A 14,652-nucleotide genomic window follows, 5' to 3' on the forward strand; every position below is an offset into this window, starting at 1 on the left:
ACGTTTCGTCAAACTCGGCACATCAGAGCCTAGTTGAGAAGATCTGTCGCTGTACTGTCAACCGGTCGGCCCGCCTCGGCGTGTCGGCCGTGCGAGCGTGAACGCAGGGGGTGGCCCCTCCGGCCGAGCCGGGCGGGGAAGCCACCCCCTGCGCGCGGCGCCCCTATGCGTCCGCGACCGAGGTGTAGTGCGAGGCGTCCCCCGCGATCGAGTAGCTCTCCTTGCCCTCGATGCCGACCGGTAGGTCACCGGCGACGGTCACGCGGTGCAGGCGGCGCGGCAGGCCGTTGTAGTTGTCGATGGCGTAGTGCTGGGTGATCCGGTTGTCGAACAGGACGAGCTGGTTCGGGGACCAGCGCCACCGCAGGACGTTCTCCGGCCGGGTCACGTACGCCTGGAGCAGATCGAGGATCTTGCGGGACTCGGCCACCGACAGGCCGACGATCCGCTGGGCGAACCCGCCGATGAACAGGCCGCGTTCACCGGTCAGCGGGTGGACGCGGACGACCGGGTGGGCGGTCCGGAAGTTGATGGAGGTGAACTGGGCGCGCTGCTCGGCCTTGTCCTCGTCGACCTCCTCGTCCGGCACCGCATAGTCGTAGTCGTTGGTGTGCTCGGCCCACAGCGTGTCGGCGAGCAGTCGCAGCGGTTCCGGCAGGCTCCGGTACGCGGACGCCGAGTTGGCGATCAGGGTCTCGCCCCCGTACGGCGGGACGGTGATGCTGCGCAGGGTGCTGGCCTGCGGTGGGTTGAGGACGAAGGTGACGTCGGTGTGCCAGTGGTTGGCGCGGCCGCGCTCGCTGTCCACGGGCAGCACGTTGGGCGCGTCGTCGACGGCGGGCACGGTGGGGTGGGCGGTGGTCAGGTCGCCGAAGTGGCGAGCGAAGGCCTGCTGGCCCTCGTCGTCCAGGTCGATGTCCTCGAAGACCAGCGCCTTGTGCTCGTTGAGGGCGGCGCGCAGGGCGGCGACGCTCTCCGGGTCGAGCGGCCTGGCGATGTCGACGCCGGACACCTGGGCGCCGATGTGCGCGGTGACCTTGCGGATCTCTATGCCGGACATGGTGGGGTCCTTTCAGACTCGGGTGAGGGTCGGGGAGGTGGTGTGCTGGTTGGCGGGGCGCGGGAGGCCGTAACGGTCGCGCAGGGTGCCTCGCGGGCCGTACTCCGTGCGGAACAGGCCGCGGGCGCGCAGGATCGGCACGACGTGGTCGACGAAGAGGCCGAGGCCGGAGGGCAGGACGGCGGGCATGATGTTGAAGCCGTCGGCGGCGCCCAGGCTGAACCAGTTCTCGATCGCGTCGGCCACCTGCTCGGGCGTACCGGCGAAGGTGAGGTGGCCGCGCCCGCCGCCGAGGCGGCCGATGAGTTCGCGGACGGTGAGCCGCTCGCGCCGAGCGAGTTCCACGACGAGGGTGTAGCGGCTCTTGGCCCCCTCGATGTGGCTCTCCGGCGGCAGATCGGCGGGCAGCGGGGCGTCGAGTTCGAGAACGCCCGGCTCCAGGTTCAGCAGGCGTTCGAGCCGGTGGAGGCCGTGCTCGTGGACGATGTGCTCCTCCAGGACCCGCTCGTGCGCACGTGCCTCGGCCTCGGTGGAGCCGATGACCGGCACGATGCCGGGCAGGATCTTGAGGTGGTCGGGGTCCCGGCCGGCCGCACGCGCCCGGGTCTTGAGGTCGGTGTAGAAGGCCTGCGCGTCCCCCAGCGTCTGCTGCGCGGTGAAGACGGCCTCCGCGTACCGGGCCGCGAAGTGCTTGCCGTCCTGCGAGGAGCCCGCCTGCACGAGCAGCGGGTAACCCTGGGGGCTGCGGGGGACGTTGAGCGCGCCCTCGACGCTGAAGTACGTGCCTTTGTGGCGCGGCGGGTGGACCTTGCGCTCGTCGCCCCAGACGCCTTGCGCCTTGTCGGCGACGACCAGGTCGTCCTCCCAGCTGTCCCAGAGCTTGAGCGCCACGTCCAGGAACTCGGCGGCCCGCTCGTACCGAGTGGCGTGAGTGGGTTCGTCGTCGAGCCCGAAGTTGCGGGCGGCCTCGGCGCCTGCCGTGGTGACGATGTTCCAGCCCGCCCGGCCGCCGCTGATGTGGTCGAGGGAGGCGAACCGGCGGGCCAGGTTGTAGGGCGAGTTGTACGAGGTGGAGGCGGTGGCGATGAGCCCGATGTGCTCGGTGGCCACCGCAAGGGCGGTGAGCAGGGTGAGCGGTTCGAGCACCCCGGCCGGGCGCTGGCCCACGTTGCTGAAGAGGACGGGGCCGTCGGCGAGGAAGAGCGAGTCGAAGGTGCCGCGTTCGGCGATGCGGGCGAGCTCGCGGAAGTGGTCGAGGTCGACGCTCGCGTACGGGTCGCTCTCGGGCAGCCGCCACGACGCCTCGTGATGCCCGGTGCTCATGAGGAAGGCGTTGAGGTGGAGTTGGCGCCGGGTCACTGGTGGTCCTCCTGATGTTGTGCGTGCTCTTGGTGTGCTGTTACGCCGAGGGCGGTGAGCAGCCGTTCCCTGTGCTCTCCCCCAAGTTCTCGACTTCGCTCGAACAGGGAGGGGCCCCCATGGAGCGGGTCGCGGTACGAGCGCGGGTGCGGGCGCTCGATGGTCAGGTCGAGGCCGATGCGGCCCCGGTCGAGCACGAGGACCCGGTCGGCGAGGACGATCGCCTCGTCCACGTCGTGCGTGACGAGCAGGACGGAGGGCCGGTGGCGCTGCCACAGCTCGCGCAGGAGTGCGTGCATGCGGATCCGGGTCAGTGCGTCCAGGGCGCCGAACGGCTCGTCGGCGAGGAGGAGTTCGGGCTCACGGACCAGGGAGCGGGCCAGCGCGGCGCGCTGTGCCTCGCCGCCGGACAGCTCGTTGGGCCACGCCCGCTCGCGCCCCGCGAGCCCCACTTCGGCGAGGGCGGCGCGCCCGCGTTCGGCGGCCTCCTTGCCGTCCGTCCCGAGCAGTACGTTGTCGAGGACGCGGCGCCAGGGCAGCAGCCGGGAGTCCTGGAAGACCACGGACACGCGCTCGGGGGCGGCCAGTTGACCGCTGCCGGTGACCTGGTGGTCGAGCCCGGCGATGGCGCGAAGCAGCGTGCTCTTGCCGGAGCCGCTGTGCCCGAGCAGCGCGGTGAACTGGCCGGCCGGGAGGTCGAGGTCGATGTGGTCGAGGACCGTACGGCCGTCGAAGGAGCGGGTCAGTCCCGCGAGGCGGACCGCAGGGGCTTCCTCGACCGTGGTCAGTTGCTCAGCGTGCGTCGCCACGACAGCACCCTCCGTTCGACGATGCGGACCGCGCTGTCGGAGACGAGACCGAAGACGCCGTAGATCAGCAGGCCGACGAGGATGATGTCGGTGCGGCCGTAGTTCTGGGCCTGGAACATCAGGTAGCCGAGTCCGCTGGTGGCGTTGATCTGTTCCAGGACGACCAGGGAGAGCCAGGAGCCGGTCACGCCGAGCCGCAGGCCCACGAAGAAGCCGGGCAGCGCGCCGGGGATGACGATCTGCCGGACGAAGCGGACCCTGGACAGGCTCTGGACTTCGGCGAGTTCGACGAAGCGGTGGTCGATGCCGGACAGCGCGGCGTGCAGGTTCAGGTAGATAGGGATGTAGACGACGATGGCGATGATCGCGATCTTGAAGGTCTCGCCGATGCCGAGCCAGAGGATGAACAGCGGGATCAGACCGAGGGTCGGGATCGCCCGGTTGAGCTGGACGGTTCCGTCGATCAGCGCCTCGCCGACCCGGCTGAGCCCGGCCGCGAGCGCGAGGACCACGCCGGCGGTCAGCCCGAGTGCGAACCCGTATCCGGCGCGTTCGAGCGAGGTGAGCACATCGGTGGACAGCGTTCCGTCGCTCCACAGTTGACCGGCGGTACGCAGCACCGTCCACGGGGCCGGGATCGCGGCGGGGTCCAGTTGACCGGCGGCGGACGCGGCCGCCCACAGGGCGAGGACGAGACCCGGGCCGATGAGCCGGGAAGCGGGCAGCCTCTTGCCGGGCGCGAGGGCGCGGCGCCGGGCGCGAGGGCGCGGTGGGGCTTGCTCGGCGGGTGTCGACACCACGGGTGTCGCGGCGGTGGTGGTCATGGCCGTCACCTCTGGTACTCGGCCGGGACGGCCTTGGCCGCGAGACCCTCGAAGCGCCGGTCGAAGAGCGAGTCGACCTTGAACCTCTTCACGAAGCCGCCCTCGGCCAGCAGGTCCGCGGTCTCCTGCTCCCACTTCGCCGCCTCGTCCCAACTGGGCGGAAACAACGGCTTGTTGGCGAGCTTGGTGATCGACTGGGCCTGCGCGGTGGTGAGGTTCTGGGTCTTGACGTAGAACTCCTCGTTCCAGGCGTCCGGGTGCTCGTACGCCCACACCTGGCCCTTCGCCCAGCGGGGGACGTACGCGGCGACCGCGGCGGCCTTCGCGGGGTCGGCGAGGACGGAGGTGGGAGCCCACAGCAGGTTGAGGAGGTCCACGACGTCGGTCGGGATGGTGTGCGCACCCTTGGGCCCATACTGCTTGAGGTAGGCCGGGGCCTGACTGTTGGCGAGCGGGGCGATGTCGACCTGGCCCGCCTGGAGCGCGGTGAAGAACTGATTGCTCGTCAGCGGAACGAGGTGTACGTCGTCATGCGTCAACCCGGCCTGCTTCAGGGCCCGCAGCAGGACGACGCCCTGCGCCTGCCCCTGCGAGAAGGCCAGCTTCTTTCCCTTGAAGCGCTGGACGTCCCTGATGTCGCTGCCGGGCTTGGTGGCGAAGACGTAACTCGGCTTGCGGGTGATGTCGATCGCCACGATCTTCGCGTCGTACCCCTGGAAGTGCGCCTGGATCGGCGGGATGCCCGCGTTGTTGGCGACGTCCAGGGACTTGGCGCGGAAGGCGTTGATGACATCGGGACCGGCGCCGGTGTTCACCCAGTCCGACACGGTGAAGGGCAGGTCGGTCAGGCCCGCCAGCTTGAACTGGAGCTGTTGGACACCCTGGTACGAGGCGATCTTCAGGCTCGTGCCGGAGGGCACAGAGGCGGCCAGCGGGGCGGACGTGGACCCCTTGACCTTGGAGTCGGCCGCGCTGGCACCCGCACAGCCGCTGAGTCCGGCAGCGGCGGCGACGCCCAGCAGGGAGGACAGGAACAGCCGCCGGTCGACACCGGGCACGGCTGGGGACACTGGTGGCATGGAGGGACTCCGTGAAGTCAAGGGGAACTCAGAAGGACACAGCAGGGTGGAATTCGTGCGCCATTGCGGAATATGGGCACGGCGAAGTCAGGAAAGCCGGGAGGAGAAGTGCGCGCGGAATTCAGCGCACGCCGAAGGCGCCGTAGGGCTGGCCCGGTAGAGCTACCGGGGGGCAAGGCGGGCTCGACTGCGCTATTGCGTCAACGTGCCCGCAACAATGCGTCGCTTCGTCGTCGTACCAACCCGCCGGGCCGCCGCGTCACATCAGCAACAAAGGGTGCGGCCGATCCGCATCAGGTCGATGAAGCGGCACTTGATCAGCGGAACCTGCCGCGAGGGTGCCTGCGCGACGCCGGTGATCATCGAGTCGCGGACCTGCCGCGACTCGATGGTCACTGGGGAGAATTCCTGCGCGCTGCTCATGCCCAGAATGTTCGCGGCACGGCGCGACCCGTGTCAACATTCGGAGTTTCTGAATTAATTCGGCCCCGCCGACGCACCCGATATCGCCGACGCACTCAGCGGATCGCGGTAGAGCACGTCGAGAGCGACGGACCCGCCCGCCACGGCAAGGACGGAGTCCGGGAAGCTGCTGGGGACGACCAGCGCCGCACGCTCCTCCCCCACCGCCTCGCGCAACGCATCGAGGCAGTCGTCCCGGTACAACACCCCGGCCTCGGTGATGACGACCGTCTCCGGGTTGAGTACGTCGAGCAGCAACCGGGCCGCCCGCCCGACCATCCTGGCCCGCTCCACGAGGAGTCGTGCCGCGACCGGATCTCCGTCGGCGGCGGCGCGCACCACGTGCATCGGGTTCATCGTGCCGATGACACCCGCCTCGCGCGCCCGGCGGCACAACGTCCGTTCGCTCAACTCGACTTGGAGGCACCCGGTCCGGCCGCAGTCGCACGGCTCCGTACCGCCCAGCGGCAGATGGGCGATCGCCCCGGCCTGCGAGCGGGGGCCGTGGTGCACCTCGTCGTGGGTGGCGAAGGCGGCGTCCACCACATTGCCGACGAAGAGGTGCAGCACGCTCCGGCTCCCCCGCACCCGCCCGAACAGTCGCTCACCGTTGACCAACGCCCTTGCGTGTCCGTCCACTTGGACCGGCAGGCCGGTGTGCGCGCCGATGGCCTCGCGCACGGCCACGTCGCGCCAGCCGAGGAGCCCGTGCTCGACGATGGTGCCCGAGTCGCGGTCCACCCAGCCCCCGGCGGCGACCCCGATGCCCAGCGGCGTGCGGTCGCCGGCCTCCGCGAGGAGCGCGCCGAGCCCGTCGGCGGCGTTCGCGAGAACCCGCCCCGGCTCGGTGCCGTCGCCGTGACCGAGGCGCCGCTCGACGACCACCTGCCCGCGCAGGTCTAGCAGCGCGACGGTGGTGTACGGCACGGCCACGTGCACCCCGCCGACCACGAACCGGGAGGCGTCCAGATCGACCGGTATGTGCGGGCGCCCGGCCCCGTTCGACTGCCGGGGCGCGGCGGCCTCCCGGATCAGGCCGAGCGCGCCCAACCGGGCGCAGTGGTCGGTCACCGATGCCGGCGAGAGGCCGGTCAGTCGGGCGATGGTGCTCCGGGCGACGGGACCGTGCTCAAGGACGGACCGCAGGACGACGCTGGCGCTTGTTCTGCGCCGCGCACTGTCCGCTGCCCGCCGGGCAGCTGGGGGTGCTGTTGAAAGGGACATGGGTACTTCCTCGGGAGCTGGTCCGACACCGCGCCGTCTCGTGGTCGGCGGTCCGGACTCGCTCGGGCCGCCTCAGCTGGGGCGACAGGTGGCCGCGCCCTGGCGTCGCAGGTCGACATAGCGACGCGACGCGAAGTTCTCAGCCTGGGCGACCATGGCTCGAAGCTAGCAAACCGGCCGACGGCTGCCCAGGTGCCGCCCACGGTACGGACGGCCCTCTCGCCGTCAGCAGGATGTCCCGGGGCCGGGCGTGGAGTGCGGGTTGGCGGCCGGGCCCTCCGTGCTGAGCAGCACGACCACCGAGGACGGGTCGAGCCCCAGCATCGTACGGCGTTCGTCGGCGCCCACACCGGTGAGCACCGCCCGCAGTCCGGCGAGCGCCGCGGCGCCACAGGGGCCCGAGGAGACGCCGAGGTCCGCGAGGCGGGCGGCCGCGTGCGCGGCGTCGGAGTCGGTGATGGCGACGGCTGCGTCCAGGCCGTCGCGCAGGTAGGGCCAGGCGATGCTGGAGGGGGTGCCGCAGTTCAGTCCGGCCATGGTGGTGACGCCGGTGGTGATGCTGACGGGCGCACCGAGCGGGAGGCTTTCCAGGACGCAGGCCGCGGCCTCCGGTTCCACCGAAAGCAGCGCGGGGGCGCGCCCGGAGGGACGGCTGCGGTAGTGGGTGACCACGGCCTGGGCCAGCGACCCCACCCCCACCGGCACGGCTACGAGGCCGGGCCCCGCGGCGGCTCCGGCGGCCGTCAACTGCTCGTCGATCTCGGCGCAGAGGGTGGAGTAGCCCTCGACGATCCACCCCGGGATCCGCTCGTAGCCCGGCCAGGCCGTGTCCTGGACGAGGACGGAGTCCGCCGCCGCGCTCGCCTCGGCCGCCAGCCGTACGGCCTCGTCGTACGGCCCCGCGACCCGGGTGACCTGCGCCTGCTCGGCGGCGATGGCGGATGCCGCCTGCGGATGCACCCCCTGCGGCACGAAGACATGGGCGCGCTGCCCGAGCAGGCGGGCCATGCGGGCCACCGCGCGGCCGTGGTTGCCGTCGGTGGCGGTCACCAGCGTGACCGGGCCCGCACCCTCGCCGCTCGCCGCCCGGTCGGCGAGGATGCGGTGGACCGCCCAGGACGCCCCCAGCGCCTTGAAGGCGGGAAGGCCCAGCCGGCACGACTCGTCCTTGACGAAGACACGCGCGACTCCCAACTCCCCTGCCAGCAAGGGGAGTTCGGCCAGCGGGGTTGGCGCGTAGTCGGGCAGCGAGGCGTGGAAATCCCGTACGTCGGTGGGAGCGGGCTCACACCGCCAGTTACGGGCGCCGGGCCGCGCGGACCACGGCAGGGTACGGAAGGTGGAAGCGTTGTCTGGCACCCGACCAGGATGCGGCGGCGCCGTCCCATCGGTCCAGCGAATGCTTCCGACCTATACTCATCGAAAAATCCGACCTTGGGCCATGGGGAGCTGTCGAGACGAAGGCCCACGACGGCGAGGAGAGCGGACCGGCGATGTTCGATCTGCACCGACTGCGCCTGCTGCGCGAACTCAAGCACCGTGGCACGCTCGCGGCCGTCGCCGCGGCCCTGTCCTATGCCCCCTCCTCCGTCTCCCAGCAGCTCTCGCAACTGGAGGCCGAGGTCGGCGTCCCACTCCTCGAACCGGTCGGGCGGCGAGTGCGGCTGACCGAGCAGGCCGAGATCCTCGTCGCCCACACCGAAGCGGTGCTCGAACGCCTGGAGCGCGCGGAAGCGGACATCGCCACCTCCCTGACCGACCTGACCGGCACGTTGCGCATCGCCTCGTTCCAGACGGCCGCCCTGGCTCTGGTGCCGACCGCGCTCAGCCTGCTGCGTGACGCGCATCCGCACCTGCGCGTCCATGTCACGCACATGGAGCCGGAGAGCGCCCTGCCCGCCCTTCAGGCCCGGGACTTCGACCTGGTCCTCACCGAGTAATACCCCGGCGACCCCAACCCGCGCCCCGCCGAACTCGAAGCGGAGGACCTCCTTGACGACCTCCTCCGCCTCGCCCTGCCGAAGGCCGACATGCCGGGCACCGGGACTCCGTCGGCGGCGCTGCGCGCCCTCGCCGACCACCCCTGGGTCATGGAGCCCGAGGGCACGACCGCGCGGCACTGGGCCATGACCATGTGCCGCGACGCCGGCTTCGAGCCCGACGTACGGTTCGAGACCCCCGACCTCCTGCTCCACCTGCGCCTGGTCGAGCAGGAACACGCCGCGGCGTTCCTGCCCGACCTCGTGTGGAACGGGCGGCGCCCGACGGTCCCGCTGCGCCAACTCCCCCGCGGCCGGCGCACCCGGCGCGTCTTCACCGTCGTACGCCGCGGAAGCAGCCGCCACCCCGCGATCCAGGCCTGCCGAAGCGCCCTCCTCCGGGCGGTGGACCCGCCCTCCAACAAGGCGTGACAGCAAGGGAGTTCACGCCTGGTCGGGGGCTCGCAGGTCGTCCAGTTCGGCGGCGAAGAGTCGCCCGGGGTCGAAGCCCATCCCGGTGAAGTGGCCCGCGGCTTCCAGGGACAGCACGCCGTGCAGCCTCGTCCAGAAGGCCAGGGCTCGGCGGAGTGCGGCGGGCGGAGCGGGGTGACCCTCCGCCCACTGCCGGTGCTCCGCGAGGTGTGCGGCGAACGGTGACGCGGGGCCGTCCAGGGGCAGCGCCACGCACGCGTCGAGCAGCATCCTCATGATCTCGTCGGCGATGCCGGTGATGTCATCGGGCGCGTGGTAGCCGGGGACGGGCGTGCCGTAGACGAGGAAGTAGCGGTTGGGATCCTCCAGGGCCCAGTCGCGCAGCGCGTTCGCCAGGATGGCGATGTCGGGGCCGGACTTGGAGGCCTCAGTGGCCGCGCGGAGGGTGTCGGCGAGGCTCCGGTACGCGTCCCGGACGAGCTCGGTGATCAGTTCGTCGCGCCCGGCGAAGTACCGGTAGAGCGCGGGCCCGCTCAGCCCCATCTGCTTGGCGATCGCGTTGAGGGACAGCGCGGACGCCCCCGCTGTGGCGATCTGCTCCCACGCGTGCTGCTTGATCTCTCCCCGGACCTGCGCGCGATAACGCTCGCGCGGCGTCTTGGCACCCGACTCCGCCACTGGCCTGCCACCTCTCCGTACGGTCGCGGCTACAGCCGCCAGATTTAGTTAGAGGCTATCACGAAGGTTATTGACGGCTAGCGCTGCTGGGTGTTAGAACTTCAGGCGTTAGAGCATCTAGCAAACGGCAAACCATCTAAAGCCCACGAGGTGGCGGGCACGTCCAGCCTGTACGTCCGCCGCCCACCCGCACCGATCCGCACGCATGGCCACTCGCACCAACTCGCACCAACTCGCACTCAAAGGGGAACGTCATGTCAGCTTCAGAAGCAACGTCGTCGAACCGCCGCGTCCGCAGCACCAGCCTCCATACCGCCCTGGTCACCGTCCCACTCGCCGTCGCCGTCCTCGGCACCATGTCGGCGGCGCCCGCCGGGGCCGCCCCTCACCCCGGCACGTCGCTCACCTGCCGCGGGGAGGGCGTCGACCCGAATGCCCGCGTCCGCTACCGGACCGAGACCGTGATCCACGCGCCGCTGAGCACCATTTGGAAGCTGCAGACCGACGTGGAGCGCTGGCCGTCCTGGCAAGCCGTGGTCAAGACCTCGGAACGGCTCGACCAGGGCCCCTTCCGCAAGGGCTCGGCGTTCCTGTGGACGACCCCGGTACCGCCCAACCCCTCGACTCCCGCCACCAGCCTGGACATCACCTCGACCGTCCGGCAGATCAAGCACAACTCGTGCATCCGCTGGACCGGCCCCGCGATCGGTGAAGGTCTGCACATAGACGGCGTGCACGTATGGAACTTCACGAAGGTCAGGGGCGGCGTCCTCGTGCGCACCGAGGAGACCCACACCGGTCCCCAGGTCGACGCAACCGTCCCCGCCGCGACCAAGATCCTCAGCGATGGCCTTGAGGGGTGGCTGCGCGACCTGAAGTCCGCCGCGGAAGCGGGCCGGTCGCGCTGATTGCCGCGCCCGGCCGGGCCGTCGCCCTCCTCGCGTGCCTGAACGGGAGTTCTGGCTCGTGCCCGGAAAGGGTGGCCGATCGTCCCGAATGCCCCCTGGTTGTTCATCCAGTGCGTGTCTCGCCGAGACGACGTTTTCCGTGTGCTGAACCAGTCGTTTTCGGCCTCTGCCCCGGCTTCACTGGCCTGGATGCAGTGGTCGAAGCACGGGGGAAGACATGGATCTGAACACGGTGGCGGACGTGCGGGACGCGCGGCTTCGTGAGCCTTGGCAGCCCGGTGACGCGTGGCTGGGCGGCGGCACCTACCTGTTCTCCGAACCGCAACCGCACCTGCGGCGTCTGGTGGATCTGAGCCGCATGGGATGGGAGCCGCTGAGCCTCGGCGAGGACGGGGCGCTGGAGATCGCGGCGACGTGCACCATCGCCCAACTGTCGCGATTCGGGCGGCAGTTCACGGCTCGGGCGGCACCGTTGTTCGAGCGGTGCTGCCGGGCCTTTCTGGCCTCGTTCAAGATCTGGAACATGGCGACCCTAGGCGGAAACCTCTGCAACGGGCTGCCCGCGGGCCCCATGATCTCGCTGACCGCCGCACTCGACGGCTCGTGCCTGCTCCAGTCGCAGACGGGCTCGCTGCGGAGCGTCAAGGTCGTCGATTTCATCACCGGCGCGGGCCGCAAGGTCCTCGACGAGGGCGAACTGCTCCGCTCGGTCACCCTGCCCGCGCGGGCCCTGGCCTGCCACACGGCCTTCCGGCAGGCATCGCTGTACGGGCTCGGCCGCTCGGGCGCCCTGGTCATCGGAACGCTCGACCCCGTGGACGGCTCGATGGCGGTGACGATCAGCGCGGCGACCGTGCGGCCGTTCCGCCTCTGGTTCCCGCTGCCTCCGGACCGGGGCGAGCTGCGCCGGGCGATCGAGACGGCCGTCGGCGAGGACGACTGGTACGACGACATCCACGGACTGCCGGAGTGGCGGCGCCACATGGGGCTGCGCCTCGCCGAGGAAGTGCGCCACGAACTGACTCACCTCTCCGGGGACGGTGTGCGATGAGCTTCGACATCGAGGTCAACAATCAGCGCTTCGACACCGAGCCGAGGGCGGGCCAGTGTCTGCGTACGTATCTGCGCGAGCGCGGCTGGTTCGGCGTGAAGAAGGGCTGCGACCAGGGAGACTGCGGGGCCTGCACCGTCCACGTGGACGGCGAGCCAGTACACAGCTGCCTGTATCCGGCGGTGCGGGCGGAAGGACGGAGCGTGACGACCGTCGAGGGGCTCGCCTCGCCGGATGGTGAACTCCACCCCGTACAGCAGAAGTTCCTCGACGCCCAGGGTTTCCAGTGCGGCTTCTGCACCGCCGGATTCCTGATGACGACGGCCGCCCTCGAAGCCGAGCGGGGCACCGAGCACGACGACCACAAGCTGGCCGACCTGCCCCGCGCGTTCAAGGGCAACATCTGCCGCTGCACCGGCTATCGCGCCATCGAGGACGCCGTACGAGGCGTGCGGCACACCGAACGCCCCTGTGCGGGCAAAGCAGTTGGCAAAAGCATCGGCGCGCCGGCGGGCCCGCAGGTCGTGACCGGGACCGCGCGCTACACCTTCGACGTGGAGGTGCCCGGGCTCCTCCACATGAAGCTGCTGCGCTCCCCGCACCCGCACGCCCGGATCCTCTCCATCGACACCGCCGCCGCCCTGCGCGTGCCCGGGGTGCACGCCGTCCTCACCCATGAGGACGCCCCCGACACCCTCTACTCCTCCGCCCGCCACGAGCACCCCACCGAGGACCCCGACGACACCCGCGTCCTCGACGACACCGTCCGCTACGTCGGCCAGCGCGTCGCGGCCGTCGTCGCCGACAGCGAGCAGGCGGCCGAGGAGGGCTGCCGCCGGGTGGAGGTGGTCTACCAGGAACTCCCCTACGTCATCGACCCGGAGGAGGCGATGGCGCCCGGCGCCCCGATGGTCCACGAGGGCAAGGGGCCCGAGGTGCGGATCGCCCGCGTGGAGAACAACGTGGCCGGTGAGGTGCACGGCGAGATCGGGTCCGTGGCGGACGGCTTCGCCGCCGCCGACGTCATCTACGAGGAAACCTTCCGCACCCAGCGCGTCCAGCACGCCAGCCTCGAAACCCACGGCTGTGTCGGCTACTTCGAGCCCAAGGAGGACGGCACCGGGGAGCGCCTCACCATCCGCTCCTCCACCCAGACCCCGTTCCTGACGCGCCGCGCCCTGTGCGCCCTGTACGACCTGCCCGAGGACGAGGTCCGGGTCGTCGCGGGCCGGGTGGGCGGCGGCTTCGGCGGCAAGCAGGAGATGCTGACCGAGGACATCGTCACGCTGGCCGCGCTGAAACTGCGCCGCCCGGTGAAGCTGGAGTACACCCGGGCCGAGCAGTTCTACGGCGCCACCACCCGCCACCCCTTCAAGATCGGCATCAAGGTGGGAGCCCGCGCCGACGGCACCCTGACCGCGATCCAGATGCGCGTGGTCTCCAACACCGGCGCGTACGGCAACCACGGCCCGGCCGTGATGTTCCACAGCGTCGGTGAGTCGTTCGCCGTCTACCGTGCCCCGCACAAGAAGGTGGACGCGTTCTCGGTGTACACCAACGTCGTTCCGGCGGGCGCGTTCCGGGGCTACGGCCTCGGCCAGGTCACCTTCGCCGTCGAGTCGGTGATGGACGAGCTGGCCCGCCGGCTCGGCATGGACCCGCTGGTCTTCCGGGAGAAGAACATCATCGGCCCCGGAGAGCCCATGCACAGCCCGATCGGCGAGGAGGAGGACCTGCACATCGCCTCGTACGGGCTCGACCAGTGCCTGAACGTCGTCCGCAGGGCCATCGCCGAGGACGAGAGCTCCGCGAAGGCGCCCGAGGGCTGGCTGGTCGGCCAGGGCACGGCCATGGCGATGATCGCGACGGGGCCGCCCGGCGGGCACTACGCCGACGCCCGGGTGTCCCTCCTCTCCGACGGAACGTACGACATCGCCGTCGGCACGGCGGAGTTCGGCAACGGCACCACCACCGTGCACAAGCAGATCACCGCGGGCGCCCTGAACACCACCGAGGACCGCCTCACCGTCCGCCAGTCCGACACGGACGTCGTCCGCCACGACACGGGCGCCTTCGGTTCCGCGGGTACGGTCGTGGCCGGCAAGGCGGTCCTGCTGGCCGCGACCTCGCTCGCCGAACGGCTGCGGACCTTCGCCGCCCGGCACACGGGGGTGGCCCGCCACCTGTGCGTCCTCGGGCCCGAAGCGGTCGACTGCGCGGGCCGGGTGGTGACGCTCAAGGAGCTCCACGAGGCGGCCCGGGCGTCGGGCGCGCCGGAGGAGCTGGCCGCCGACGGTCACTGGGGCGGCTCGCCGCGCTCGGTCGCCTTCAACGCGCAGTGGTTCCGCCTCGCCGTGGACCCCGGCACCGGCGAGATCCGCATTCTGCGCAGTGTCCACGCGGCCGACGCGGGCAAGGTCATGAACCCGATGCAGTGCCGTGGCCAGGTCGAGGGCGGGGTCGCCCAGGCACTCGGCGCGACGCTCTTCGAGACGGTGCGCGTCGACGACCGGGGCGAGGTCACCACCGCCGCGTTCCGCCGCTACCGCCTCCCTCAGTACGCGGATGTCCCGCGCACCGAGGTCCACTTCATGGAGACCACCGACGCCATCGGCCCGCTCGGCGCCAAGTCGATGAGCGAGAGCCCCTTCAATCCGGTGGGCCCCGCCTTCGCGAACGCGCTGCGCGACGCCACCGGCATCCGGTTCACCGAAATGCCGGTCACCCGGGACCGCGTCTGGCTCACCATGGACCGACAGGCCCGCGAGGCCGCCAACTAGGGCGCGG

Annotated in this window: 12 protein-coding genes and 1 pseudogene; 4 read left to right on the plus strand and 9 right to left on the minus strand. The window is 71.0% G+C overall.

What is annotated here, in order from left to right; all coding sequences use genetic code 11:
• Window positions 1–163: 163 nt before the first annotated feature.
• The 8 genes from OHA17_RS03530 to OHA17_RS03565 all read right to left on the minus strand — a co-directional run bounded on the left by OHA17_RS03530 (window position 164) and on the right by OHA17_RS03565 (window position 8,176).
• Complete coding sequence (locus tag OHA17_RS03530; protein WP_406503935.1) at window positions 164–1,060, minus strand: TauD/TfdA dioxygenase family protein; 897 nt, start codon at window positions 1,058–1,060, stop codon at window positions 164–166.
• Window positions 1,061–1,072: 12 nt separating this feature from the next.
• Window positions 1,073–2,419, minus strand: coding sequence for an LLM class flavin-dependent oxidoreductase (locus OHA17_RS03535; protein ID WP_406503937.1), 1,347 nt, complete (start codon window positions 2,417–2,419; stop codon window positions 1,073–1,075).
• On the minus strand, window positions 2,416–3,228 hold the full coding sequence (locus tag OHA17_RS03540; protein ID WP_406503939.1) for an ABC transporter ATP-binding protein: 813 nt from the start codon (window positions 3,226–3,228) through the stop codon (window positions 2,416–2,418). Before OHA17_RS03540 ends, OHA17_RS03535 begins: the two co-directional genes overlap by 4 nt.
• A complete protein-coding gene (locus tag OHA17_RS03545) occupies window positions 3,204–4,052 on the minus strand; it encodes an ABC transporter permease (RefSeq protein WP_406503941.1) in 849 nt (282 codons plus the stop codon). Before OHA17_RS03545 ends, OHA17_RS03540 begins: the two co-directional genes overlap by 25 nt.
• Before the next feature lie 5 nt (window positions 4,053–4,057).
• A complete protein-coding gene (locus tag OHA17_RS03550) occupies window positions 4,058–5,131 on the minus strand; it encodes an ABC transporter substrate-binding protein (protein WP_406503942.1) in 1,074 nt (357 codons plus the stop codon).
• 264 nt (window positions 5,132–5,395) lie between these two features.
• Complete coding sequence (locus tag OHA17_RS03555; RefSeq protein WP_406503944.1) at window positions 5,396–5,554, minus strand: hypothetical protein; 159 nt, start codon at window positions 5,552–5,554, stop codon at window positions 5,396–5,398.
• Between the two features lie 54 nt (window positions 5,555–5,608).
• Window positions 5,609–6,817 carry an ROK family protein gene (locus OHA17_RS03560; protein WP_406503946.1) on the minus strand — a complete coding sequence of 403 codons (1,209 nt, stop codon included), beginning with the start codon at window positions 6,815–6,817 and terminating at the stop codon, window positions 5,609–5,611.
• A 225-nt stretch (window positions 6,818–7,042) separates the two neighbouring features.
• A complete protein-coding gene (locus OHA17_RS03565; protein ID WP_406503948.1) occupies window positions 7,043–8,176 on the minus strand; it encodes a diaminopropionate ammonia-lyase in 1,134 nt (377 codons plus the stop codon).
• Window positions 8,177–8,310: 134 nt separating this feature from the next.
• Here OHA17_RS03565 and OHA17_RS03570 point away from each other — a divergent pair.
• Window positions 8,311–9,228 (plus strand): annotated as a pseudogene (locus OHA17_RS03570) (LysR substrate-binding domain-containing protein).
• A gap of 12 nt (window positions 9,229–9,240) precedes the next feature.
• Here the strand turns inward: OHA17_RS03570 and OHA17_RS03575 are convergent.
• Entirely contained in the window at window positions 9,241–9,906 is a 666-nt protein-coding gene (locus OHA17_RS03575; protein WP_406503950.1) for a TetR/AcrR family transcriptional regulator, read from the minus strand.
• A gap of 254 nt (window positions 9,907–10,160) precedes the next feature.
• On the opposite strand from OHA17_RS03575, the gene OHA17_RS03580 reads away from it, so the two are divergent.
• The 3 genes from OHA17_RS03580 (at window position 10,161) to OHA17_RS03590 (ending at window position 14,645) form a co-directional block, all read left to right on the plus strand.
• Entirely contained in the window at window positions 10,161–10,814 is a 654-nt protein-coding gene (locus OHA17_RS03580) for an SRPBCC family protein (RefSeq protein ID WP_406503952.1), read from the plus strand.
• A 217-nt stretch (window positions 10,815–11,031) separates the two neighbouring features.
• Window positions 11,032–11,865 carry an FAD binding domain-containing protein gene (locus OHA17_RS03585; RefSeq protein WP_406503954.1) on the plus strand — a complete coding sequence of 278 codons (834 nt, stop codon included), beginning with the start codon at window positions 11,032–11,034 and terminating at the stop codon, window positions 11,863–11,865.
• A complete protein-coding gene (locus OHA17_RS03590) occupies window positions 11,862–14,645 on the plus strand; it encodes a molybdopterin-dependent oxidoreductase (RefSeq protein ID WP_406503956.1) in 2,784 nt (927 codons plus the stop codon). The genes OHA17_RS03585 and OHA17_RS03590 overlap by 4 nt, the downstream gene beginning before the upstream one ends.
• Window positions 14,646–14,652: the final 7 nt, after the last annotated feature.

Origin of the sequence: Streptomyces sp. NBC_00212 (assembly GCF_045206365.1) — a bacterium.
Taxonomy (GTDB): domain Bacteria; phylum Actinomycetota; class Actinomycetes; order Streptomycetales; family Streptomycetaceae; genus Streptomyces.

Coding starts and splice junctions, on each gene's coding strand:
- OHA17_RS03580 (WP_406503952.1), top strand. CDS start 10,161: ATGTCAGCTTCAGAAGCAACGTCGTCGAACCGCCGCGTCCGCAGCACC.
- OHA17_RS03585 (WP_406503954.1), top strand. CDS start 11,032: ATGGATCTGAACACGGTGGCGGACGTGCGGGACGCGCGGCTTCGTGAG.
- OHA17_RS03530 (WP_406503935.1), bottom strand. CDS start 1,060: ATGTCCGGCATAGAGATCCGCAAGGTCACCGCGCACATCGGCGCCCAG.
- OHA17_RS03560 (WP_406503946.1), bottom strand. CDS start 6,817: ATGTCCCTTTCAACAGCACCCCCAGCTGCCCGGCGGGCAGCGGACAGT.
- OHA17_RS03590 (WP_406503956.1), top strand. CDS start 11,862: ATGAGCTTCGACATCGAGGTCAACAATCAGCGCTTCGACACCGAGCCG.
- OHA17_RS03555 (WP_406503944.1), bottom strand. CDS start 5,554: ATGAGCAGCGCGCAGGAATTCTCCCCAGTGACCATCGAGTCGCGGCAG.
- OHA17_RS03550 (WP_406503942.1), bottom strand. CDS start 5,131: ATGCCACCAGTGTCCCCAGCCGTGCCCGGTGTCGACCGGCGGCTGTTC.
- OHA17_RS03545 (WP_406503941.1), bottom strand. CDS start 4,052: ATGACCACCACCGCCGCGACACCCGTGGTGTCGACACCCGCCGAGCAA.